General features: G+C 63.8%; 18 protein-coding genes and 2 pseudogenes. 5 read left to right on the top strand and 15 right to left on the bottom strand.

Annotated features, from left to right (window positions below; translation table 11 throughout):
- Window positions 1–4: 4 nt before the first annotated feature.
- Genes M1B34_RS13210 through M1B34_RS13200 form a run of 3 tightly spaced genes read left to right on the top strand, consistent with a single transcriptional unit; the run spans window position 5 to window position 5,516 of the window.
- Window positions 5–1,249 (top strand): exonuclease SbcCD subunit D C-terminal domain-containing protein, encoded by a 1,245-nt coding sequence (locus M1B34_RS13210; protein ID WP_268262549.1) that lies wholly within the window; start codon window positions 5–7, stop codon window positions 1,247–1,249.
- Window positions 1,246–4,890 carry an AAA family ATPase gene (locus M1B34_RS13205; RefSeq protein ID WP_268265357.1) on the top strand — a complete coding sequence of 1,215 codons (3,645 nt, stop codon included), beginning with the start codon at window positions 1,246–1,248 and terminating at the stop codon, window positions 4,888–4,890. The genes M1B34_RS13210 and M1B34_RS13205 overlap by 4 nt, the downstream gene beginning before the upstream one ends.
- Complete coding sequence (locus tag M1B34_RS13200) at window positions 4,887–5,516, top strand: glutathione S-transferase (RefSeq protein WP_268265356.1); 630 nt, start codon at window positions 4,887–4,889, stop codon at window positions 5,514–5,516. The genes M1B34_RS13205 and M1B34_RS13200 overlap by 4 nt, the downstream gene beginning before the upstream one ends.
- A 10-nt stretch (window positions 5,517–5,526) precedes the next feature.
- Here the strand turns inward: M1B34_RS13200 and M1B34_RS13195 are convergent, their stop codons facing one another.
- The 13 genes and pseudogenes from M1B34_RS13195 to M1B34_RS13135 form a co-directional block, all read right to left on the bottom strand.
- Window positions 5,527–5,733 carry a hypothetical protein gene (locus M1B34_RS13195; protein ID WP_268265355.1) on the bottom strand — a complete coding sequence of 69 codons (207 nt, stop codon included), beginning with the start codon at window positions 5,731–5,733 and terminating at the stop codon, window positions 5,527–5,529.
- Window positions 5,734–5,873: 140 nt separating this feature from the next.
- Complete coding sequence (locus M1B34_RS13190; RefSeq protein WP_268265435.1) at window positions 5,874–6,041, bottom strand: hypothetical protein; 168 nt, start codon at window positions 6,039–6,041, stop codon at window positions 5,874–5,876.
- A 215-nt stretch (window positions 6,042–6,256) separates the two neighbouring features.
- Complete coding sequence (locus tag M1B34_RS13185; protein WP_268265354.1) at window positions 6,257–6,436, bottom strand: hypothetical protein; 180 nt, start codon at window positions 6,434–6,436, stop codon at window positions 6,257–6,259.
- Window positions 6,437–6,590: 154 nt separating this feature from the next.
- Window positions 6,591–7,768 (bottom strand): annotated as a pseudogene (locus M1B34_RS13180) (lactonase family protein).
- Entirely contained in the window at window positions 7,755–8,045 is a 291-nt protein-coding gene (locus tag M1B34_RS13175; protein WP_268265353.1) for a DUF5629 family protein, read from the bottom strand. Before M1B34_RS13175 ends, M1B34_RS13180 begins: the two are co-directional and overlap by 14 nt.
- A 119-nt stretch (window positions 8,046–8,164) precedes the next feature.
- The gene (locus M1B34_RS13170; protein WP_268265352.1) at window positions 8,165–10,540 is read right to left on the bottom strand and encodes an efflux RND transporter permease subunit; all 2,376 of its coding nucleotides are present in this window, start codon (window positions 10,538–10,540) and stop codon (window positions 8,165–8,167) included.
- 32 nt (window positions 10,541–10,572) lie between these two features.
- Complete coding sequence (locus M1B34_RS13165; protein WP_268265351.1) at window positions 10,573–11,622, bottom strand: WD40/YVTN/BNR-like repeat-containing protein; 1,050 nt, start codon at window positions 11,620–11,622, stop codon at window positions 10,573–10,575.
- 561 nt (window positions 11,623–12,183) lie between these two features.
- On the bottom strand, window positions 12,184–14,841 hold the full coding sequence (gene pepN / locus M1B34_RS13160) for an aminopeptidase N (RefSeq protein WP_268265350.1): 2,658 nt from the start codon (window positions 14,839–14,841) through the stop codon (window positions 12,184–12,186).
- Between the two features lie 12 nt (window positions 14,842–14,853).
- Window positions 14,854–15,684: a DUF2797 domain-containing protein gene (locus M1B34_RS13155; protein ID WP_268262545.1), complete on the bottom strand. Its 831-nt coding sequence runs from the start codon at window positions 15,682–15,684 to the stop codon at window positions 14,854–14,856.
- Window positions 15,681–15,941, bottom strand: a complete 261-nt coding sequence (locus M1B34_RS13150; RefSeq protein WP_123332430.1) for a YeaC family protein — start codon at window positions 15,939–15,941, stop codon at window positions 15,681–15,683. The genes M1B34_RS13155 and M1B34_RS13150 overlap by 4 nt, the downstream gene beginning before the upstream one ends.
- Before the next feature lie 16 nt (window positions 15,942–15,957).
- Complete coding sequence (locus tag M1B34_RS13145) at window positions 15,958–16,827, bottom strand: rhomboid family intramembrane serine protease (RefSeq protein WP_268265349.1); 870 nt, start codon at window positions 16,825–16,827, stop codon at window positions 15,958–15,960.
- The gene (locus tag M1B34_RS13140; RefSeq protein ID WP_185039303.1) at window positions 16,824–17,798 is read right to left on the bottom strand and encodes a metallophosphoesterase; all 975 of its coding nucleotides are present in this window, start codon (window positions 17,796–17,798) and stop codon (window positions 16,824–16,826) included. The genes M1B34_RS13145 and M1B34_RS13140 overlap by 4 nt, the downstream gene beginning before the upstream one ends.
- The gene (locus M1B34_RS13135; protein ID WP_007920913.1) at window positions 17,795–18,685 is read right to left on the bottom strand and encodes an NAD(+) kinase; all 891 of its coding nucleotides are present in this window, start codon (window positions 18,683–18,685) and stop codon (window positions 17,795–17,797) included. The genes M1B34_RS13140 and M1B34_RS13135 overlap by 4 nt, the downstream gene beginning before the upstream one ends.
- Window positions 18,686–18,789: 104 nt before the next feature.
- On the opposite strand from M1B34_RS13135, the gene M1B34_RS13130 reads away from it, so the two are divergent.
- Window positions 18,790–19,740, top strand: a complete 951-nt coding sequence (locus M1B34_RS13130; RefSeq protein ID WP_268265348.1) for a DUF1853 family protein — start codon at window positions 18,790–18,792, stop codon at window positions 19,738–19,740.
- Between the two features lie 237 nt (window positions 19,741–19,977).
- Entirely contained in the window at window positions 19,978–20,769 is a 792-nt protein-coding gene (locus M1B34_RS13125) for a helix-turn-helix transcriptional regulator (protein WP_268265347.1), read from the top strand.
- 67 nt (window positions 20,770–20,836) lie between these two features.
- On the opposite strand, the gene M1B34_RS33855 is transcribed toward M1B34_RS13125, so the two are convergent.
- The gene (locus M1B34_RS33855) at window positions 20,837–21,154 is read right to left on the bottom strand and encodes an FtsX-like permease family protein (RefSeq protein ID WP_341870149.1); all 318 of its coding nucleotides are present in this window, start codon (window positions 21,152–21,154) and stop codon (window positions 20,837–20,839) included.
- Window positions 21,155–21,370: 216 nt separating this feature from the next.
- Window positions 21,371–21,957 (bottom strand): annotated as a pseudogene (locus M1B34_RS33850) (ABC transporter permease); the annotation flags it as partial.
- Window positions 21,958–22,349 lie beyond the last annotated feature (392 nt).

The following is a 22,349-nucleotide window of genomic DNA, read 5'->3' as shown; positions in this document are numbered from 1 at the left end:
TGCCTTGCGTCTGTTTCACACCTCCGACTGGCACCTTGGACAAAACCTCCACGGCCAGGAACGCGATTTCGAACACGCCTGTTTCCTCGACTGGCTGCTGCGCCAACTCAAGCACGAGCAACCCGACGTGCTGCTGATTGCCGGCGATATCTTCGACACCGTGAACCCGCCGGTCAAAGCCCAGGAACGCCTGTACGACTTCATCGTCAGCGCCCATGAGCAGCAGTCGACGCTGACCATTGTGATGATTGCCGGCAACCACGACTCCGGCTCGCGCATCGAACTGCCCGCGCCGCTGATGCGGCGTTTGCGCACCCACGCCCTGGGCCGGGTGCTGTGGCTGGACGACGGCCAGTTGGACGCCGAACGCCTGTTGCTGCCATTGCCCGATGCCAGCGGCGCGATTGCCGGCTGGTGCCTGGCCCTGCCCTTTCTGCGCCCGGCGGAGGTCACCGGTGCCCAGCTCGGGGACAACTACCTGCGCGGCATTGGCCAGGTACATGAATGGCTGATCGCCGCGGCCGAGGCCAAGCGCCAGCCAGGCCAGGCGCTGATCGCCATCAGCCACGCGCACATGGCCGGCGGTTCGGTCTCGGAAGACTCCGAGCGCAGCCTGATCATCGGCAACGCCGAAGCCCTGCCCGCCAGCCTGTTCGGCCCGAGCATCAGCTACGTCGCCCTGGGCCATTTGCACAAACCCCAGAAGGTCAATGGCGAGGAGCGCATTCGCTACAGCGGCTCGCCCATCCCCTTGTCGTTTTCCGAAATCAACTATCAGCACCAGATCCTCGACATCCGCCTGGACGGCGAGACCCTGGTCAGCGTCGAGCCGCGCCTGATTCCTCGGGCGGTCAACCTGCAACGCCTGGGCCCGGCGCCCCTGGTCGAGGTGCTGACTCAACTCGCTCAGTTGCCCGACATCGACCTGCTGGCCGAAACCCAGCGTCAGCCGTGGCTGGAAGTGCGGGTGTGCCTGGACGAACCCCAACCCGATTTGCGCCAGCAAGTGGAAAGCGCCCTGCAAGGCAAGGCCGTGCGCCTGGTGCGGATCGCCGCCGAATACGCCGGCCAGGGCTCGCGGGAAGGCCGCGACGACGGCGCCGAGTTGATCGAGCTGGACCAGCTCAGCCCCCAGGAGCTGTTCAGCCGCGCCTGGCGCGACAGCTACGGCAGCGAGGTCGACGAACAGACCCTCAAGGACTTCGCCCTGTTGTTGCAGGACGTGCAACTGGAAGGTGAACAGCCATGAAAATCCTCGCCATCCGCCTGAAAAACCTGGCCTCCCTGGCCGGCCCCTGCGAGATCGACTTCACCGCCGAGCCCCTGGCCAGCGCCGGCCTGTTCGCCATCACCGGGCCCACCGGCGCGGGCAAAAGCACCCTGCTCGACGCCCTGTGCCTGGCGCTGTTCGGCGCGGTGCCGCGGCTGAATAACATCGCCAAGGAAAACAAGGTTCCCGAGGTCGACAGCGATATCTCCACCGGCGACCCGCGCACCCTGCTGCGCCGTGGCACCGGCAGCGGCTTCGCCGAAGTGGATTTTGTCGGCATTGACGGGCGCCGCTACCGCGCCCGCTGGGAAGCCAACCGCGCCCGCGACAAGGCCACGGGCAAGCTGCAAGCCAGCCGCCAGAGCCTGCTGGACCTGGACAGCGAACAACTGCTGAGCAACCAGAGCAAAAGCGAATACAAGCAGCTGATCGAGGCCAAGCTGGGCCTCAACTTCGAGCAATTCACCCGCGCCGTAATGCTGGCGCAAAGCGAATTCAGCGCCTTCCTCAAGGCCGACGACAAAGAGCGCAGCGAGCTGCTGGAAAAGCTCACCAACACGGCGATCTACAGCCACCTGGGGCGCCGCGCCTACAGCAAGAGCAAGGAGGCCGAAGAGGTCCATAAGGAACTCAAGGCCCAGGCCAGCGGCATCGTGCCCCTGGAACCCGAGGCCCGGGCCGAACTGGATCAACGCTTCAACGACGCCCAGCAACAGCTCAAGACCCAGCAGGCCCAGCTCAAGCAGCTGGAGCAGCAGCACACCTGGCTCAAGGAGTTACGCCAGTGGCAGGACGCTCGCGAGGCGGCGGCAGAACAACTGCAACAAGCCCAAGCCGACGGCGACGCCCTGGCCTCTGAGCGCGGCCGCCTGGTGCTGCTGGAACAGCTGGCGCCACAGCGTCACCAGTTTGCCCGGGAGGCCGAGCTTCGGCAGTCGCTGCCGCCGCTGGCGCTGCAAATCCAGCAACAGCTGCAACAGCAGAGCGACCTGCAGCAACGCCAGCAACAGCAGCAACAGGCCCTGCTCGACGCCAGCAGTGCCCTGAGCCAGGCCCAGGCCCGACACAGCGACAGCGCCCCGCTCTTGCGGCAAGCCTTCGCCGAACAGCACAACCTGACCCGCCTGAGCCAAGCCCTGAGCCAGGCCAGCGAGCAACAACAGCAGGCCGAACAGGCGAGCCGCGACGGTCAACAGGCGATTCAAACCCTGCTCGAACACCAGCACCGAGTGGCCGATGGCCTGGCGCAGATCGCCCTGCAACTGCAACACAGCGCCGACCTCGCACCCCTGAGCGAAGCCTGGAACGCTTACCGGGAACGCTTGCAGCAACTGATGCTGATCGGCAATCGCCTGAACCAGGGCCAGACCGAATTGCCCGGCCTGGAACAGGCCGCCAGCAACGCCGCCGCCCTTCTGGCACAACAACGCAGCCAGCTGCAATTGCTCTACAGCGAAGCCGGCGCCGAACCCGAAGCGGTGGCCGAACAGATCCAGATTCTTGGCAGCCTGCTGCAAGACAATCGCAAGCACCTGCGCGCCATCGAAGCACTCAGCCGCCTGTGGAGCCAGCAGCAAGTCCTGGACCTGCGCAGCGAAGAATTGCAGCAGCGCCACCTCGCCGCCCTGCAAGAACGTGAGCGGCTGACCCGCGAAGGCTCGGAAGCCAAGGCCGAGCTGACCGTCGCCGAACAGACCCTGAGCGTCACCCGCGAGCTGCTGGAACGCCAACGCCTGGCACGCAGCGCCAGCGTCGAGCAATTGCGCGAGCAGTTGCAGGACGGCCAGCCCTGCCCCGTGTGCGGCAGCGCCGAGCACCCTTATCATCAGCCCGAAGCCTTGCTGCAAAGCCTCGGGCGCCACGATGAACAGGAACAGGCGGCGGCGCAGAAAGCCGTCGACCAGTTGCATGAAAAGGTCATCGACCTGCGCGGCCAGTTCAGTGGCTTGATCGCCCAGCAAAAAGACCTCAAGCAGCAACAGGAACAACTGCAGGCACAGCAGCAGGCCCTGAGCCCGCTGCTGGATGAACACAGCCTCAGCGCCGCATTGCTGACCCAGGACGCCGCCAAGCGCGAGGCCTGGCTGGAGCAGCAAACCAGCCAGTTGAACCAGAGCATCGAGCAGGATGAGCAGCGGCAAAACGCCTTGCTCACCCTGCAACAGGACGCGGCACGTTTGCAGCAACAACTGCGTGCGGCCGAAACCGCCGACCAACAGGCCAGCCAGCAACTGGATCACCAGCAACGGCAGTTGGACGCCGATCGCCAGCGCCTGGACGAAGAGCTCACAAGCTTCAGCCAACTGCTCCCGGCCGCCGTGCTTGAGGGGTTACGCAGTGAGCCCGCGGCGACCTTTATGCAGCTCGACCAGCAGGTGCTGCAACGCCGTGAACAACTGGAACAGCAGCACGAGCAACAGCAAGAACAGCAGCAACGCCAACTGACCCTGGACAAGGAGCAGCACAGCCAGCTCAATCGCCAGCAACAGCTGGAGGCCGCGCAGCAACAGCTGGCCAGCCTGAGCGAACAGCAACAGGCCAGCCAGCAGGCCCTGGCCGACTTGCTGGGTACACACCTCAGCGCCGAAGCGTGGCAGCACCAACTGGAGCAGGACGTTGAACAGGCGCGTCAGGCCGAGGCCGCGCTGGGCCAGGAACTGCAGGCACTGGGCAACCAGTTGATTAGCCTGAGCGCCGAACTCAAGGCCCAGCAGGAACGCGTGCAGGCCATGGAAAGCGAACAACAGGCCCTGGGCGCCAAGATCGCCGAATGGCGCTTGCAGCATCCACAACTGGACGACCAGGGGCTGGCGCAACTGCTGGAGTACGACGAGCCCCGGGTCAGCCAATTGCGCCAGCAACTGCAAAACAACGAGAAAGCCATCGAGCAGGCCCAGGTGCGGCTGCAGGAACGCCAGGCGCACCTTGAACAGCACCAGGCCCAGCATAACGGCGACCTCGATGCCGCCGTGCTGGTGACCGCCCTCGAAGAAATCCAGCAACAGTGCAGCGCCAGCGAACAACTGAGCGCCGAACTGCGGGCGCAACAGGCCGACGACCAGCGCCGCCAGGACGCCAACCAGGCCCTGGGCCAGCGCATCAGCGACGCCTACAACGAGTGGCAACGCTGGGCGCGCCTGAGTGCCCTGATCGGCTCGGCCGAAGGTGACAAGTTCCGCAAGATCGCCCAGGCCTACAACCTCGACCTGCTGGTGCACCACGCCAACGCCCAGTTGCGCCAACTGGTGCGGCGCTACCGCCTCAAGCGTGGCGGCAGCATGCTCGGCCTGCTGGTGCTGGACACCGAGATGGGTGACGAACTGCGCTCGGTGCACTCGCTGTCCGGTGGCGAAACCTTCCTGGTGTCCCTGGCCCTGGCCTTGGGGCTGGCGTCCATGGCGTCCAGCACGTTGAAGATCGAGTCGCTGTTTATCGACGAAGGTTTCGGCAGCCTCGACCCCGAATCCCTACAACTGGCCATGGACGCCCTGGACGGCTTGCAGGCCCAGGGGCGCAAGGTGGCGGTGATTTCCCACGTGCAAGACATGCACGAACGGATTCCGGTGCAGATCCAGGTCCGCCGCCAAGGCAACGGCCTGAGCACCCTGGAGGTGAAATGAGCGGCGCCCTGCTCTACTCCTTCCGCCGCTGCCCCTACGCCATGCGCGCACGCATGGCCCTGCGTTATGCCGGGGTGGCGCTGGAGATTGTCGAGGTCAGCCTCAAAGCCAAACCGGCAGAGATGCTCGCGCTGTCGAGCAAGGGCACGGTGCCGGTGCTCAGCGTGGACGGCCGGGTGATTGACGAAAGCCTGGAGATCATGGAATGGGCGCTGGGGTGCAACGACCCCGAGGATTGGCAACTGCGGACCGACCCTGCGGCCCGGGAGGCCATGGCGGCGCTGATCAGCGATAACGACCAGGTGTTCAAGCTGTACCTGAATCGCTACAAGTACGCCGAGCGGTACCCCGAGCAGCCCATGACCTATTACCGCGATCAGGGCGAGGTGTTTCTGCGCCGCCTCGACCAATTGCTGCAACAGCGGCCCTACTTGCTGGCCGATCACCTGAGTTTGGCCGACGTGGCCCTGGCGCCCTTTGTGCGACAGTTCGCCCATGTTGACCGGGCGTGGTTTGCGACCACGCCTTTTACCGCCCTGCAGGATTGGCTGGAACGCTTTCTGGCCTCAGCACTGTTTGTCGGCATCATGGCCAAGCCCGCCACCGAACTCAGTGTCAGCCCCTGATAACGTCCGTTCAGGCCCCGGCGACATCGCCGTGTGGGCTGGGGGCGGCCAATGGGCCTGGGCCGCCATGCTCCGGCGCGCTGGCCGGGTAAGCCGCCTGCACCGGGGCTTCGGGCCACGAGGCGGCGCCCAGGCTTAGCAACAGCACCACGGCCAAATAAATGGCAATGGCCAAGTAGGCGCCGCGTCGAGCGCTGTGAAGAATCGAGTGAGCCATGGGGACCTCCGTGGACTGGCTGGCAAGGTCCACAGCTTCACGCAAAAAAGCGACGATAGACAGTCGCTTTTTCCCATAACCCTCATTATTTGGATTGATACCTGCTTCAGGCTTGCTGTGAGCTCAGTCCAACGGACGGCTCACGCGCCCAGCTGAAGGCCTTTCATTCCTGCTGAAGGCTCTTCATTCCAGCTGAAGGCTCTGCCAACGCTCATGGGCGCGTCCGGCTCGCCTTCCGCCGGCTCGGCCGCAGAAAGAATCGGGGTGGAATATAAAAACAGGAGTACCACTGCCAGACGTATCACCATGCTGTCTATCCTCGCCGCGAACGTGTCAATAAAACCGCGTCAAATTTAAACATATGGCTATGCGCCATCACCATGGTTTTTTACGTGTCTCGTGGCACGTGTCGCAAAGACGTGATGCAGGCGCGACATCACTGCTGCCTCTTGGGGTGAACTTCACCGAGGGCAGCAATGACTTCGCGCCTGCATACGTGCTGTGTGGGGGATGTAGCAAAGGCTCAGTGCTGGGTTTTGTGGTCCAGGGCGGCGTAGAAGTTGGCGCTTTGTTGCAGGTATTTCTGGGTGTAGCTGTTGATGGAAGATTTCTTCTGGCTGATCTCGACACTGGCGCTGGCAGGCAGGACGACAGAGGCGGAAATGGCGGAAGCGGCGATTACGGAAAACAGATTGAAGTTCATGGCGTTAACCCTCGTTGCGGTTGGCTGGTTTGGCTGTGTGGGCCGTGGAGCCAAGTTACGCCCGAGGGTGTGCGCGTAGAAATTCATTGCAGGCGTAGCGAATATCAGCGTCATTGATAGAAGGAGTCAGGCCCCGGATAACGGGGCCTGCGGTCTATTGACGCACCAGGAACTTGATATCGCTGGGGGCATCGAAGTCGAGTTTTTGCACGGTCTTGCCCAGGAATCCGGTCTTGGCGTCGCGTTCGATCACCACGATCTGGTTACTTTTCTGGTTGCCGATCAGCACGTACTTGTTGCTTGGGTCGAGGGTGAATTCCCGAGGGTGATCGCCTTCGACAGAGCGGCGCTGAATCTCCTTGAGCTGGCCGTTGGCCGGGTCGATGGCGAACACTAGCAACTGGTTGGCGGTGCCGCGGTTGCTGACGTACAGGTACTGCCCGTCCTTGGACGCGTGCAGGGCCCCAGCCGCCTTCTTCTCTTTGCCACCGCTGGCGGCCAGGTCGAGGATCTGCTGCTGGGTCAGCTTGCCGTCCTGGTAGTCGAAGACCACCACTTGGGCGCTCATCTCCAAGGTCAGGTAGGCGTGCTTGCCGTCAGCACTGAACAGCAAGTGGCGCGGCCCGCTGCCCTTGGGCAGTTCGACAAAGGCCGGCTCGGCGGCGCTCAACGGCTGCTCGGCGTTGGCCTTGGGGTCGTAGCGATAGGCAAACACCTTGTCGGCACCCAGGTCGCTGGCAAACACAAAGCGCCCATCCGGGGACGGCACCGTGGAATGCACATGGGCCGAGAGCTGGCGCTCAGGGTTGATGCCGCTGGCTGGGTGGCTGCTGATCTGCACCACCGGCGACAGTTTGCCGTCCGCGCTCACCGGTACCACGGCCAGGCTGCCGGCAGGGTCGGCGGCCACGCCGTAGTTGCTGACGAACAGGTAGCGGCCATCGAGGCTGAGGCTGGAATGGGTCGGCTCGTTGCCCAGGCTCTGCACCTGGTTGATCGGCGCCAACTGGCGGGTCTTGGCGGCGATGCTGAAGCTGCTCACGCGACCGACCGTGTCGGCCTGGCCCGGGCGTTTTCATTCACCGCGAACAGGTACTTCTGATCCTTGGACAAGGTCAACCAGGACGGGTTGGCGCTCTTCACCACTTGCAGCGGCTTGGCGGCGATCATCCCGGTCTGGCTGTTGAACTGCAGGCGGTACAAGCCCTGGCTCTGGCCTTGGGTGTAGGACCCCACCAGCAGCTCTTGGGTGGTCACCGGTGCGGCGGCCTGGACCGACATGGCGCCGACGCTGCCGGCCATCAGCAGGGGCCAGAAGTTACGCATCTTCATCGGTCGGCTCCTCGTCGTTGCGGGCGCTGAAGGCGCTCATGCACACCAGGCGGTGCTCGCCAGAGTCGCCGCTGATGGTCCAGCTTTGCAGGGTGTCGTCGAAGTTCGCGGCCTGGACCTGGGCCAGGCTGAAGGTCCAGCGCTTGGCGGCGCGGCCGTCCATACACTCGATCAGCAGTTGCTGCTCATCGAGGCTGAAATCGAAAGCGTGCAGCCCGTCGATTTCCAGCATGTCGCAGGACTCGAGGGCAGTGAGCAAGTGGGTAGCGGCAGTCATAGCGATCAATCATCACAGGGGAAAGGCGCCATGATAGCTGATTGCAGGAGGGGATCAGGGCCAGCATGCGGAAGGATTGTTCCCGCGCCGCGCGGGAACAATCTTCATCAACGGCAGGCTTAGTGGGCGAACAGCGAGTTGCCCTTCTGCCCAGCCAGTTTCTCCGGTTTGATCAGGAAGCGCGCCAGGGCCGGCAGCAGCCACAGGGCCCCGAACATGTTCCACAACAGCATGAAGGTCAGCATCAGGCCCATGTCGGCCTGGAACTTGATGGCCGAGAAAATCCAGGTGCAGACGCCAATCGCCAGGCACAGACCGGTGAACAGCACCGCCTTGCCGGTAGAACGCAAGGTCTGGTAGTAGGCCTCTTGCAACGGCAGCCCGGCCCGCAGGAAGCTTTCCAGGCGGCTGTAGATGTAGATGCCGTAGTCCACGCCGATACCCACGCCCAGGGCCACCACCGGCAAGGTCGCGACCTTGACGCCGATCCCCATGAAGGCCATCAGGGCGTTACCCAGCACCGAGGTCAGCACCAGCGGCAGGACGATGCACAGGGTCGCCGCCCAGGAGCGGAAGGTGATCATGCACATGCCGGCCACGCAGATGTAGACCAGGATCAGAATGGTCAGCTCCGACTCCTTGATCACTTCGTTGGTGGCCGCCTCGATCCCGGCGTTACCGGCGGCGAGGATGAATTCCAGGCCATCGCGGTTGTGCTCGTTGGCGAACTCCTGCACGGCATGCACCGCCCGGTCCAGGGTTGCCGCCTTGTGGTCGTTGAGGAACACCAGCACCGGCGCCAGGGAGCAGTTGTTGTTGTACAGGCCGTCGGCCCGGGCGATGGAGTTGTTGAGCACGTCGGGGTTGCGCGACAGGGTTTCCCATTTCAGGTTGCCCTCGTTCATGCCCTTGATCATCTGCTTGGACACGGTCACCAAGGAGATCGCCGACTGCACGCCCTCGGTGTTTTGCATCTTCCACATCAACTCGTCGATGGGCGCCATGGCTTCATAGCGCGAGCAGCCTTCGGAGGCGGTCTTGACCATCACCACCAGCACGTCGGAACTGGTGGAGTAATTGCTGATGATGAAGTTGTTGTCCTTGTTGTAGCGCGAGTCGGGGCGCAGTTCCGGGGCACCCTGGTCGAGGTCGCCGATCTTCAGGTTCTGGCTGTACCAAAGGCCGCCACCGAAGGCCACCAGGGCCAGGGCGATGGAAATCGGGGCGACTTTCGGGCTGGCGAAGTTGGACAGCAGCCGCCAGAAACGGTGCTCGCGGTTAGCGTCCTTCTTGCTGCGGTCGATGGCGCGCTTGCTGATGCCGACATAGGAAATCGCCACCGGCAGCAGGATCAGGTTGGTGAACACGATCACCGCCACCCCGATGGAGGCGCCGATGGCCAGCTCGCGGATCACCCCGATGTCGATGATCAGCAAGGTGATAAAGCCCACGGCGTCGGCAAGGATGGCGATCATGCCCGGCAGGAACAGCTGGCGGAAGGTGCGCCGCGCCGCGGTCAGGGCGTTGTCGGCCTCGCTGGACTGCAAGGCGATGCCGTTGATCTTCTGCACCCCGTGGGAAATGCCGATGGCGAAGATCAGGAACGGCACCAGCATGGAGTACGGGTCCAGGCCGAAACCGAAGGCGTGCATCAGGCCCAGTTGCCAGACCACCGCCACCAGGGTGGTGATCAACACAGCGATGGTGCTGCGGATGCACCAGGTGAACCAGTAGAGCAGCACCAGGGTGATGATGAAGGCCACGCCGAAGAACATCACCACCATGATCAGGCCGTCGATCAGGTCACCGACCTTCTTGGCGAAGCCGACAATGTGGATTTTCACATTGGGGTTCTGCGCCTCGAACTTGTCGCGGATCTTGTCTTCCAGTTCATGGGAGAACTTCTGGTAGTCCAGGGCCAGCAATTTGCCCTGGTCCTTGGGGTCCGGGTAGGACTCCAGCAGCGGGATGTCGACAATGCTCGACTTGAAGTCGTTGGCCACCAGCCGCCCGACCTGGCCCGACTTGAGCACGTTGTTGCGCAACTGGTCGAGGCTGTCGGCCGAGCCGTTGTAGCTCTGGGGGATCACTTCGCCGCCGGCAAAGCCTTCCTCGGTCACCTCGGTCCAGCGCACGCTGGGGCTCCACAGGGACTTGAGGCCCGAGCGGTCGACGCCGGAGATGTAGAACACCTCGTCGTTGATCTGCCGCAGGGTCTCCATGTACTCCTTGGTGAAGATGTCGCCGTCCTTGGCTTCCACCGAGATGCGCACGGTGTTGCCCAGGTTGGCCAGGTCGTTGCGGTGCTCCATCATTTTTTCGATGAAGGGGTGCTTCAGCGGGATCATTTTCTCGAAGCTGGTGGACGGCCGGATCAACGTGGCCTGCCAGAACAGGAAAATGCTCACCAGCAGGCAGATCAGGATCACTGCCGGGCGGTTGTTGAAAATCAGGCGCTCGAGAAACGTCGCCTTGTCTTGGTGATGACTGCTCATGGATGTCCCCGCCTTCTTATTATGTGCCCGGCCTATTTGCCCAGGTCAGCGCCTGTCGGTGCCGTGGCGCGTACGCCGCCCTGCCCCACCAGAACCAGATTGCCGTTGCCGGCCGCCGTCACCGCCGATAAGGAGATGCGATCGGGACGGTTGAATACGCTGAAGGTCAGGCCCTGGTCGTGGCTTTGCACCACGCTGCCGCCGTTGCCGACGATCACCAGGGTGCCGTCGTCCAGCAACGTCGCACCGGACAGGCCGAATTCCAGGGCGCCACGGGTGGCCTTGAGTTCCACCGGCTCCCAGCTGTCACCAAAATCCGTGGAGCGATACAGGTTGCCGCGCAATCCGTAAGCCAGCAGCGTGGCCGGCTCGCCGGTGCCGATCACCCCGAACAACGAGCCTTCATACGGGCCTTCGAGGCGTTCCCAGGTCTGCCCCCAATCGGCGGAGCGGAACATGCTGCCCTGCTCACCGACGATAAATAGGCCGGAATCCTTCACCGCCGCAATGGCGTTGAGGTGGTACTGGTCTTCGTTGTCCAGGCGGTCGCTGACGTCTTCCCAGGCCTGGCCGCCGTCCGTGGTTTCCAGCAAGGCACCGTAGGCCCCGACGGCAAAACCGTGGCTGGCGTCCTTGAAGTACACGTCGAGCAAGGGGGCTTCGCGCTTGAGGTCTTCGAATTGCTTGGTCCAGGTCAGGCCACCGTCGGTGCTGGCGAGGATCTGTGCGTCGTGGCCCACAGCCCAGCCGTGGGTCTCATCGACGAAGTACACGGCGGTGAGCAACTGCCGGGTCGGCACCTTGGCCTGGGTCCAGGTGCTGCCCTGGTCATCGGAATAGAGAATGTGTCCACGATCGCCGACGGCCACTAGGCGCTTGCCGGCGTGGACCACATCGAGCATCAGGCTTTTCGCGGCCTTGGCCGACTCAGTGGAATAGACAGTGCCCGCTGCGCTGGCAGCGGCCTGGACGGAAGCCGAACACATGACCACGCCCAACAGCGAGAGCGCTGTAGCCAGCAACGCAAGTTTGCGCAAGGCCAGCGGGCGGCAAACAACCACACCCATGACAGGCTCACTCATAGACCTTTCCCCCATTATTATTGTTCGTTCATCCAAGCTGTCGGGGCGCTGTGGAAGGCGCTCCGAAACGTCGGCTGATATCGGTTAACTGTCCTGAAACCTGCAATCTAGAGCCACTTCGGATGCGTGGCTATCCTATCGGGCTTTCGAAAGGTCTGACAATCGACACCACGTTATCTTTTGTTAACCCGGGGTAAAGCGCGGCCACCTGAATACACGGGCATTCGGCGGCCTGATGAACAAAGCCCACCCTGGCTTACCGACGATGACGCGCTTGAGCGTAGCGCAAGACTCGAGGACGTCATCGCTGGCAAGCCAGCTCCTACAAGGTGGGATGTGTTTTTGTGTAGGAGCCCGGCTTGCCGGCGATGACGGTCTTGGAATGAGCGCAAGACTTGAGGACGCCATCGCTGGCAAGCCAGCTCCTACAACGGGATGGGGTGTGTGCTTTTGTAGGAGCCCGGCTTGCCGGCGATGGCGGTCTTGGGATGAGCGCAAGGCTTGAGGACGCTATCGCTGGCCCGCCAGCGCCTACAAGGAGCTGGCGGGCGAACGATGGGTTTAGGCGAGGCTTTTGCTGACGACTTCGTAGACGTCGCTGGACAGCTCGCCGGAAGCACGGATGCGTTCCAGCTCACCTTTCATCAGCGCCTGGCGGGCGCTGTCGTATTTGCGCCAGCGGGTCAGCGGCGCCAGTTGCCGCGAGGCAATCTGCGGGTTGAAGGCGTTGAGCTGGATCACCAGGTCCGCGAGGAAGCGGTAGCCCGAGCCGTCGGCGGCGTGGAAGTTGATCAGGTTCTGCCCGGCAAAGGCACCGATCAGCGCCCGCACCTTGTTCGGGTTCTTGAGGTTGAACGCTGGGTGCTGCATCAGCGCCTTGACCCGCTCCAGGGCGCCCGGCAAGCCGCTGCCGGCCTGGACGCTGAACCACTGATCCATGACCAGGGCGTTGTCCTTGAAGTTCTCGGCAAACACCGCCAAGGCCTGGGCCTTCTCGGCTTCGAACGGCGAGTTGACCAGCACCGCCAGGGCCGTCAGGCGCTCGGTCATGTTGTCGGCGCTGTCGAACTGCTCGATGGTTGCCGCCAGCACCGCCGGTTGCTCGCTGAGCATCAGGTACGACAGCGCAATGTTCTGCAGCGCACGCCGGGCGAAGTGCTCGGACTCGGCCACATAAGCAGTGATTTTCGACACCTCGCGGTTGGCCTGGTAACGGGCCCATAGCGGCTCGAACAGTTGCTCGGCCAATTGCCGGCGGGCGAACTCACGGGCACCGTGAATGGCATCGACGTCCGCCACTTCACTGATTTCCGTGAGGTAGGCTTCACCCGGCAGGGAGAGCATTTCCGCGACCATGGCCTGGTCCAGGCTGTCGTCGGCCAGCACGCTGCGTAGCGCCGTGACCAGGCGCGCATCCATCACCAGGGCCTCGCCCTTCTGGTATTGGCCGATCAGTTCCTGCAACACCTGCACCGACAATTGCTGGCCGGCTTCCCAACGGTTGAAGCCGTCGCTGTCGTGCTGCATGAGGAACATCAGTTGGTCGCGGTTGTAGGGGAAGCTCAGCTTCACCGGCGCCGAGAAACCGCGCAGCAGCGAAGGCAGCGGCTGTTCGGCGATGTCGACAAAGGTGAAGGTCTGCTCGGCTTCGGTCACCGAGATCACCCGGGATGTGCCCTGGGCAGCGCTTTCACCCGACAGGCGCAGGGCAATACCCTGCCCTTGCGAATCCAGCAGGCCCAGTTCCACCGGAATCACAAACGGCCGTTTCTCGACCTTGTCCGGGGTGTCCGGGCAGCTCTGGCGGAAGGTCAGGCTGTAGGTCTTGGCCGCGGCGTCATAGGCCTCGCTGACCGCCAGGCGTGGAGTGCCGGCCTGGCTGTACCAGCGCTTGAACTGGGTCAGGTCGACGCCGTTGGCGTCTTCCATGGCCTTGACGAAATCGTCGCAGGTCACGGCCTGGCCGTCGTGGCGTTCAAAGTACAGGTCGCTGCCCTTGCGGAAGCCTTCGGCGCCCACCAGGGTGCGGATCATGCCCACCACTTCCGAACCCTTTTCGTACACGGTCAGGGTGTAGAAGTTGGAAATCTCGATAAAGCTTTCCGGGCGCACGGCATGGGCCATGGGGCCGGCGTCTTCGGCGAACTGGTGGGTGCGCAGGTAGGCCACGTCCTGGATGCGCTTGACCGTGGCCGAGTTCATGTCCGAGGAGAAGCCGGCGTCGCGGAACACCGTGAAGCCTTCCTTGAGCGATAGCTGGAACCAGTCGCGGCAGGTCACGCGGTTGCCCGACCAGTTGTGGAAGTATTCGTGGGCCACGATGGCCTCGACCCGCTGGTGCGCGGCGTCGGTGGCGGTTTCGGCCCGGGCCAGCACGGCGCTGGAGTTGAAGATATTGAGGCCCTTGTTCTCCATGGCGCCCATGTTGAAGTCGTTGACCGCAACAATCATGAAGATGTCCAGGTCGTACTCACGGCCGTAGGTTTCTTCGTCCCAGCGCATGGATTTCTTCAGGCTGTTCATGGCGTGCTGGCATTTGTCGATGTTTTCCGGCTCGACGTAGATGCGCAGCGCCACGTCGCGCTGGTTCATGGTGGTGAAGCTATCCTCGACGCACCACAGGTCGCCGGCCACCAGGGCGAACAGGTAAGCCGGTTTCATGAACGGGTCTTCCCAGGTCGCCCAGTGCCGACCGTCTTCGCCGGGGCCGCTGGCAATCGGGTTGCCGTTGGACAGCAGCACCGGGTAGCGGTGCTGCTCGGCCACCACGGTGGTGGTGAACTTACTCATCACGTCCGGGCGGTCGAGGTAGTAGGTGATCTTGCGGAAGCCTTCGGCCTCGCACTGGGTGCAGAACATCCCGCTGGATTTGTACAGGCCTTCCAGGGCGGTGTTGCTTTCCGGGTGGATGCGCACGCTGGTGTCGACGGTGAAGCTCTGCGCCGTCGGCTGCAGGGTCAGGTGGCTGTCGTCGAGCTGGTAATCGGCGGCACTCAGCTCGCGATCCCCCAGGCTCACCGACAACAGTTCCAACTGCTGGCCGTCCAGCACCAGCGGCGGCAGGCCGGCACCGCGCGCCGGGTTGCGACGCATCACCAGTTGCGCGTGGACCAGGCTATGGTCCTCGAACAACTCGAAGGTCAGGTGGGTTTCGTCGATCAGGTACTCAGGCGCCTGATAGTCCTTCAGGTAGATCATCTGCGGTTGTGCGGTGCCCATGCTGGAGTCCTTCTACTGATGCACGGCGAGCTGGTAGGCCGTGTATTTACGAATGTTGATCACGCCACTGTCGAAGATCAGGTACTGGCCCTTGATCCCCAGCAGCGTGCCTTCGGCAATCGGGTTCTTGTCCAGGTTGAAGCTGACGATCTTGGCCGGGTACTGGCGCACCGGGTAACGAATCTCCAGGGGCTCGATGTCACGCACCGGCTGGATCGCTTGCAGGCCGAAACGCTCCTGCAGGGCCAGCAGGCCCTCGGCGCAGGACTCGAACAACTGCTCGCGCACCTGAGCCAGATCCACCGCCACCGCGTCGCCCTTGAGCAAGGCGCGCCAGTTGGTCTTGTCGGCCACCTGGGAACGGAACAGGTCTTCGACGAAGCCCGATTGCTGGCGGGTCGCCACGCGCATGATCGGCAGCGCCTGGCTGGCGCCCTGGTCCAGCCAGCGGGTAGGCAGTTGGGTGGCGCGGGTGATGCCGACCTTGATCCCCGAGGAGTTGGCCAGGTAGACCACGTGGTCGGTCATGCAGAACTGCTCGCCCCACGACGGCTCGCGGCAGGTGCCGGCGTCGTAGTGGCAGCGTTCCGGGCTCATGATGCAGATATCGCACTGGGCCAGCTTGGTCATGCACGGGTAGCAGTAGCCCTGGCTGAAGCTGGTCTTGGTCTTGCGCCCGCAATGGGAGCAGTGGATCGCCCCCAGGTATTCCAGGCGTATCTGGGTGCCGATCAAGGGATTGACCGGCACCTCGGTGTCGCCCAGGCGAAAAGCGTACTGAACATCCGACCCGTCAAGGCGGGCCGACATTTTGCTGATGGAGCCACGGCCAATCTCGATCAATGGATGGCATCCGACTTGAACAGAATGTTCGGCACCGGGGCCGACTTCGAGGCGCACTCTTGCGGGCCCATGTAACCGGTCCGTTCTTCCTCGGGCAGGTTCTGCAGCTCCCAGGCGATCATCGCCTGCAGGGACAGCTCACGCTGCTCGGCGGTGAGTTTGCGGCCATCGGACCATTTGCCGATCTCTACCGCCAGTTTCAGGCTCTGGTAGATCTCGGGGGTGATGTTTTCGATCATTTCGACAAAAGACGACATACAACTCTCCAGCGTATTAGAGGGCCAGTTTACGGCGGCTATAGAGGCCGCCCAACAAACCTGTGAAGCATCCGACGAGCAACCCGCCGACGTGGGCGGCGTTGGCGATTTCACCGAAGCCGATCATCGAGATCAGCCCCGACATACAGATCAGCAGCCACACCAGCATCATCACCAGCACGCCACGGGGCAGCCGATAGACCGGGTTGGGCGACAACAATTGATAGATCCAGCAATGCCCGAGCAGGCCGTACAAGACCCCGGACAAGCCGCCGAACAGGGTCGGGCCGCTGAACAGGTACTGGGCGTAGTTGGACACCAGGCTGAACAGCAGGGTCAGGCCCAGCAGGTTGATGCTGCCCTGGCGCAACTCGATGCGCCGCCCCAGTTCCCAGTACCACATGCCGTTCATGGCGATGTGCAGGAAACCGAAGTGGATCAGCATCGGCGTCACCAGACGCCACCACTGCCCCGCCGCCAGGCTGTCTTCCAGGGGGACGAAGCGGATGTACTCGCCCACCACATGGAAGTCGAGGAAGGTCAGCCAGCGCAGGGTTTCAAGGTTTTCGCCCAGCCAGGTCACGGCGCAGACGATCAGGCTCAGCACCAGCACCAACGCGGTCATCGGGCTGCGGCGCAACTGCTCGACAAACCCCGCACGGGCCTCGGGCGGTTGCGCCGGGATGTCCAGTTGCTGCTCGGGGTCACCTGCCGGGAACTGCGCATACAGCGAACGCACCTGCTCGCTGATGTCGCCAGGCACCCAGAGCACCTGTTCGCCGGCTTCTTCGCTGACCCGATGGGGCACCTGCATGCGTTGCAGCAGCTTGACGAAACCGCTCAGGTCCACCGCCAGGGGCAGGCGTAATACCGCTACCGCGCTCATTGCACAGCCTCCGGCCGCTCGACATCGACCCAAACGAATTTATGCGGATCCAGGCGGGTTTCCTGGTCCAGGCGATAGGCCACCAACTTGCCGTAAAGCACGGCGCTGTAGTCCAGGCAGGCCAGGTTGGGGCGGATCGGCGCCGGCTTGCCGCTGCGCCAGTAATGGCCGACAAACAGCAACGGCTCGTCGCTGCCATAGCGCAGCAGGTTGTTTTTCTCGGCCACCGACAGCGGCGTGCGGGCCACCGGCTCCGGCAGCGCGTCGGGCTGGAAGACGATATCGCCGTAGGTTTGCGGGTCGTCTTCCCAGAACTTGGTGCGGAAGAACGAACGGATCAGGCCGTCGCCGCTGGTCATGGTCTGACCATGGGGCAAGCGCATGTCGGTGCCGCGCAACAGGCGGTCGAAGGCGGTGCTGGCGAAGCTGTCGGGCAAGGCCGAGGCCTTGAGGAACGCCTCGTCGATGCAGCCATTGGGGTACTGGGCGCGCAATGGCGCGATCAGCCCGGCATCCCAGCAGGCATGCACCACCCGGAAGCGCCCGGCGTCGACGAACAGCGGCAGGTCGTAGAACCAGGCCAGAAAGTCGTGCCAGTCCCCCGGGTGCTGTTCGAACTGGGCCAGGGTTTCCTTGAGCAGGCGAGCGTGGCGCGGGGTGTGCTCACGCACGAACTGGCGGCCACTGCCGGGCGGCGCCGGAGTGCTCCAGCCCAAGGCGTTGAACTCGTGGTTGCCCATGATGCACAGGGCCTGACCGGCCTCGACCATGTCGTGGACGATGTGCAGGGCCTCGCGAATGCGCGGGCCGCGGTCGATGATGTCACCGAGGAACACCGCCATGCGCGACGGGTGCCGCCAGACGCCGCCCTGTTTGTGGTAACCGAGCCGGTCCAGCAAGTGCTCAAGGGTCTGGGCGCAACCGTGCACGTCACCGATCAGGTCGTAGCTACGCGCGGGATCGAGCATCAGTCGCCTCCACCGCCCAGCCGGCTGCCCCAGCCCAGCTTGGTCCGACAGACCTCGTAGTAGTTGTGGTCCAGGGGGTGGATCAGGCGCAGCTTCTGCGCCTTCTTGCTCACCGTGATGGTGTCGCCGGGGGCGCAGGTAAAGTGGTTCTGCCCGTCACAGGAGACTTGCGGATAGATCTGCATATCTTTGGACACGACGATTTTCAGCTCACTGTTGCCATCGACCACAATCGGCCTTCCGGACAAGGTATGGGGGTACATCGGCACAATCACAATGGCATCGAGCTTGGGATGCATGATCGGCCCGCCGGCGGACAGCGCGTAAGCCGTGGAACCGGTGGGCGTGGCGACGATCAGGCCGTCGGCCTTCTGGCTGCAGACGAACTGACCGTCGATGTAGATTTCGAACTCGATCATCCGCGTCGACTTGCCCGGGTGCAGCACCACATCGTTCAGCGCATCGCCCTGGCCGATGGCCTCGGCGTGGCGGCGAACTTCGGCCTGCAGCAGGAAGCGGTTTTCCACCAGGTAATGGCCGTCGAGCACTTCGGCGACCTTGACTTCCAGCTCGTCGGGGCGGATGTCGGTAAGAAAGCCCAGGCTGCCACGGTTGATGCCCAGCACCGGGATATTGTGCCGGGCCAGGGCCCGGGCGGCGCCCAACAGGCTGCCGTCGCCGCCGACCACAATCACCATGTCGCAGACTTCACCGAGCAGTTTGCGCGACGAGGTCTGCAGGCCGTGGCCCGGCAAGACTTCGGCGATGGTGTCCTCGAGGATCACGTGCAGGTGGCGGGCGAGGAGAAACTTTTTCAGTCGGCGCACTGTGTCCAGCACCTGGGAACTGCCCAGGCGACCGATAATGCCGATATTACGAAATTGCTCCATGGGGCTCCTGCGGGGTTCTGGCACAAACAAAGGGGGGATTATGGGCGAAACCCGGCGTTAGACAAAATCCTTTCAGCCACGGGCCAAGGAGCTATGCTCGCAGCATGATCCTGTTCCCCGAATTGCTCGACCTCCCCCGCCAGTTGCGCCACCCCGAAGTGCGCGACCTGGCCTGGGTCATCCTCGCGCCGCCCATGCTCGAACAGACACCCTGGCCCCAGCGCCACCCCCTGGCCGGCAGCGATTGGGTGCAGGCCCCGCAACTGCTGGGCCACTGGTTGCGCCAACTGGATCACGACAGCCGCGCCCTGCAACACTGGCTGGCCCTGGCCACCACCCGACGCCTGGGCCTCTATTACGAACGCCTGTGGCAATTCGCCGTGCGCCACGCCCCCGGCGTCGAATTGCTCGCCGCCAACCTGCCGATCCGCCGCGACGGGCACACCCTGGGCGAACTGGACATGCTGCTGCGCGACCGCGACGGCGTGCATCACCTGGAACTGGCGATCAAGCTGTACCTTGGGCCGCAGCAGGGCAACGGCGCCGACAGTGCCCAGTGGCTGGGCCCCGGCTGCCATGACCGTCTGGACCGCAAGCTGGACCACCTGCACCAACACCAATTGCCGATCTCGGCCCGCCCGGAAAGCCGCGACGCCCTGGCGGCCCTGGGCATCGAGGCATTCAATGCCCACCTGTGGCTGGGCGGCTACCTGCTCTACCCCTGGCCCGGCCACGCCCAACCGCCCTTGGGCGCGCACCCGCAACACTTGCACGGTGGCTGGCTGCACCAGCACGCCTGGCCGGCGTTTTTTGCCCAGAGCCGCCCCGGCCGCTGGCAACCCCTGCCCCGCCACGCCTGGCTGGCGCCGGCCCACTACCCCGCAGAACAGACTTGGCCCCCCACCCAGTTGGAACAATGGCTGGCCGCACTGGACCCTCACGCACCGGCGCAGTTGATGGTCCGCCTGACGGAAAAAGCCTGCGGCCATTGGGAGGAAGCCGAACGGCTGTTCCTGGTGGCCGACCTGTGGCCGAACCTGCCGGGCAGCGGTTGAGGCCGCCCCGCCGCCGTTGCCCGGCAACCCATGCCCGGCCAATGGCTACAAGGGACTAACCTCTGGCCCCGACCATTCGTCCTACTATTACCGTTAACATCAAACAGCCATCACCACCCTGTACTAGGATACGAGCGACCTCTCGTTGAACCGGTTGGGTTCGAAGGGCCAGACCACTGTTTTATAATCCAGCGCTATAAAGGCATGACGCCGCTCGCTGCACTCATGGATGACACGATGAATTCACACCTGCTTTTTCCGCAGATCGGCAAGGTCATTGCCAGCACCGGTAGCCGCAGCTTCCCGCGCATGCTCCACGAACTGATCCGCACCCAACTGGCGGTGGACGCCCTGCAGATCCGGCAACTGCAGCTGGCGTGCGAAGCGCACTTGCAGGAACGCAGCCGCAGCGCCGCCAATGACGCCATCGACGCCCGGGAACTCACCTGGCCCGGCGAGGTGCTGTACGACCAAGGTTCCCAACAGCCGGCCACCGCCCGCCCCGCCCACGCGCCCGAACAGGCCCGGGTGGATGCCAACAGGGCGCAGATGCACCTGAGCAGCCGCCGTGACGGCTACCGTTACGTGATTTCGCTGTACCGCGCCCAGCCCTGCGCCAGCTTCAACCCCCAGGAAAACACCTTCCTCCTGGACTTCTCGTCACTGCTGCTGCCCATGGTCGAACAGCACATCAGCGCCCTGCAGCCGGCCAGCGCCGCCGCCAAGCCCACCTCGCCCGAGACACCTAAGGCCCAGGGCCTGGAGAGCCTGCACCAGCGTTTTGTCGAACGCCTGGAGCAGTGCGACCTGACCCTGTCGAACCGTGAACTGGAAGTCTGTGTCGGCCTGCTGGCCGGGCGCACTGTGCCGGAACTCGCCGAGCAACTCCGGCTCAAGGCCAACACCGTGGAAAGCTACCTCAAGCGCGCAGCGATCAAGCTGGGCATCAGCGGCCGCCACTCGCTGCTGCGCTGGATGTACGGCAGCGACGATGCCACGGCCCCCTGCTCCCTCCTCGGCCTGGTCTAGACCGGCGCCATACCTGCCAACCTGACGCGCCACCCTGGCACGACAGCACCCGGGTGGCGCCCGGTGATCAGTCCCGGGCCAGGGCCTCGATCGGGTCCAGACGCGCCGCATTGCGCGCCGGGACAAAACCGAAAACGATGCCGATCAGGGTCGAGCAGGCAAAGGCGGTGACGATCGAGCCCAGGGAAAACACCATCTGCCACTCTTTGACGAACAGTGAAAACAGGTAGCCGATGGCGAACGACAGGCCGATGCCGATCGCCCCGCCAATCAGGCAGACCATCACCGCCTCCACCAGGAACTGCTGGCGAATGTCCGACTGGCGCGCACCCACCGCCATGCGAATACCGATTTCCCGGGTCCGTTCGGTCACCGATACCAGCATGATGTTCATCACCCCAATCCCCCCCACCAGCAGCGAAATCAGGGCAATCAGCGACAACAGCAAGGCCAGGGAGCGGCTGGTCTTATCCACGGTTTTCATGATGCTGTCGAGGTTGTTGGTGAAGAAGTCCTTGGTGCCATGGCGCTGCAACATCACCTGGGTCACGTTGTCCTCCACCACCTTGCTCGGCTGGCCGTCCTTGATCCGCACGCTGATGCTGTCCAGGTGGCGCTGGCCCAGCAGGCGCCCGGCCGCCGTCTCGTAAGGCACCCAGACGCTCAAGGTATTGCCGGCCGAGAAGATGTTCTTGCTCTCGGCCGTGACCCCGATCACCGTGCACGGCAGCGACCCCACCAGGATCACCTGGCCCAACGGGTCGACCCCGGCGCCGAACAGGCGCTGGCGGGTGTTGTGGTCGATCACCACCACCTGGGCCTGGCGCCGTGCATCGCTTTCGCTGAAGGCAATCCCCGCCTGCATTTTCAGCCCGCGAACCTGGAAGTACTTGTCGCTGACCCCGTTGACCGTGGCGTTGACGTCCACGTTGCGGTAGCGCAGCAAAAGGTTGCGCCCCACCACCGGGGTCGCGCTGTCGACGTAGTACAGCTGGTTGAGGGCCGTCGCGTCGGCGGGCATCAGGGTCTCGATGGCCGCGCCCGGCTGTCGCCGAAACTGGCCCCGGGAAACACGTCGATGGTGTTGCTGCCGATCGCCTGGATGTCCTTGAGCACGTAGCGCTTGGCCCCCTCGCCGATGGCCACGATGGACACCACCGAGGTGATGCCGATGATGATCCCGAGCATGGTCAGCAAGGTGCGCATGCGGTGGGACACCAGGGCCACCCAGGCCATGCCGAAGGCTTCCTTGAACAGCCCGAGGCTGGCCACCAGGCGCCGCGCCCCGGCCGGTTCAACCCGCACCGGCTCCTCGATACTGGCCGCGGCCCCATCCCGTGGGTTGGTCCGGTCGCTGATGATCTGGCCGTCACGCACCTCGATGATGCGCTCGGCATTCGCCGCCACCTTGGGGTCGTGGGTCACGATGATCACCGTGTGCCCGGCGGCGTGCAGTTCCAGCAGGATGTTCATCACCTCCTTGCCGCTGGCGGTGTCGAGGGCGCCCGTGGGTTCGTCGGCCAGGATCACCTCGCCGCCGTTCATCAGCGCCCGGGCAATACTCACCCGCTGCTGCTGGC

This window comes from Pseudomonas morbosilactucae (assembly GCF_023241715.1).
GTDB lineage: Bacteria > Pseudomonadota > Gammaproteobacteria > Pseudomonadales > Pseudomonadaceae > Aquipseudomonas > Aquipseudomonas morbosilactucae.
The sequence above is the reverse complement of the archived record's forward strand: the minus strand, read 5'-3'. Positions and strand labels throughout refer to the sequence as shown.

Excerpts from the sequence above, each read along its gene's own strand:
- M1B34_RS13130 (WP_268265348.1), top strand. The coding sequence starts at position 18,790 with ATGATCCTGTTCCCCGAATTGCTCGACCTCCCCCGCCAGTTGCGCCAC.
- M1B34_RS13145 (WP_268265349.1), bottom strand. The coding sequence starts at position 16,827 with ATGAGCGCGGTAGCGGTATTACGCCTGCCCCTGGCGGTGGACCTGAGC.
- M1B34_RS13165 (WP_268265351.1), bottom strand. The coding sequence starts at position 11,622 with ATGAGTGAGCCTGTCATGGGTGTGGTTGTTTGCCGCCCGCTGGCCTTG.
- M1B34_RS13190 (WP_268265435.1), bottom strand. The coding sequence starts at position 6,041 with ATGGTGATACGTCTGGCAGTGGTACTCCTGTTTTTATATTCCACCCCG.
- M1B34_RS13200 (WP_268265356.1), top strand. The coding sequence starts at position 4,887 with ATGAGCGGCGCCCTGCTCTACTCCTTCCGCCGCTGCCCCTACGCCATG.
- M1B34_RS13175 (WP_268265353.1), bottom strand. The coding sequence starts at position 8,045 with ATGACTGCCGCTACCCACTTGCTCACTGCCCTCGAGTCCTGCGACATG.
- M1B34_RS13150 (WP_123332430.1), bottom strand. The coding sequence starts at position 15,941 with ATGTCGTCTTTTGTCGAAATGATCGAAAACATCACCCCCGAGATCTAC.
- M1B34_RS13185 (WP_268265354.1), bottom strand. The coding sequence starts at position 6,436 with ATGAACTTCAATCTGTTTTCCGTAATCGCCGCTTCCGCCATTTCCGCC.
- M1B34_RS13205 (WP_268265357.1), top strand. The coding sequence starts at position 1,246 with ATGAAAATCCTCGCCATCCGCCTGAAAAACCTGGCCTCCCTGGCCGGC.
- M1B34_RS13170 (WP_268265352.1), bottom strand. The coding sequence starts at position 10,540 with ATGAGCAGTCATCACCAAGACAAGGCGACGTTTCTCGAGCGCCTGATT.
- M1B34_RS13195 (WP_268265355.1), bottom strand. The coding sequence starts at position 5,733 with ATGGCTCACTCGATTCTTCACAGCGCTCGACGCGGCGCCTACTTGGCC.
- M1B34_RS13135 (WP_007920913.1), bottom strand. The coding sequence starts at position 18,685 with ATGGAGCAATTTCGTAATATCGGCATTATCGGTCGCCTGGGCAGTTCC.
- M1B34_RS13125 (WP_268265347.1), top strand. The coding sequence starts at position 19,978 with ATGAATTCACACCTGCTTTTTCCGCAGATCGGCAAGGTCATTGCCAGC.
- M1B34_RS33855 (WP_341870149.1), bottom strand. The coding sequence starts at position 21,154 with ATGCTGGTATCGGTGACCGAACGGACCCGGGAAATCGGTATTCGCATG.
- pepN (WP_268265350.1), bottom strand. The coding sequence starts at position 14,841 with ATGGGCACCGCACAACCGCAGATGATCTACCTGAAGGACTATCAGGCG.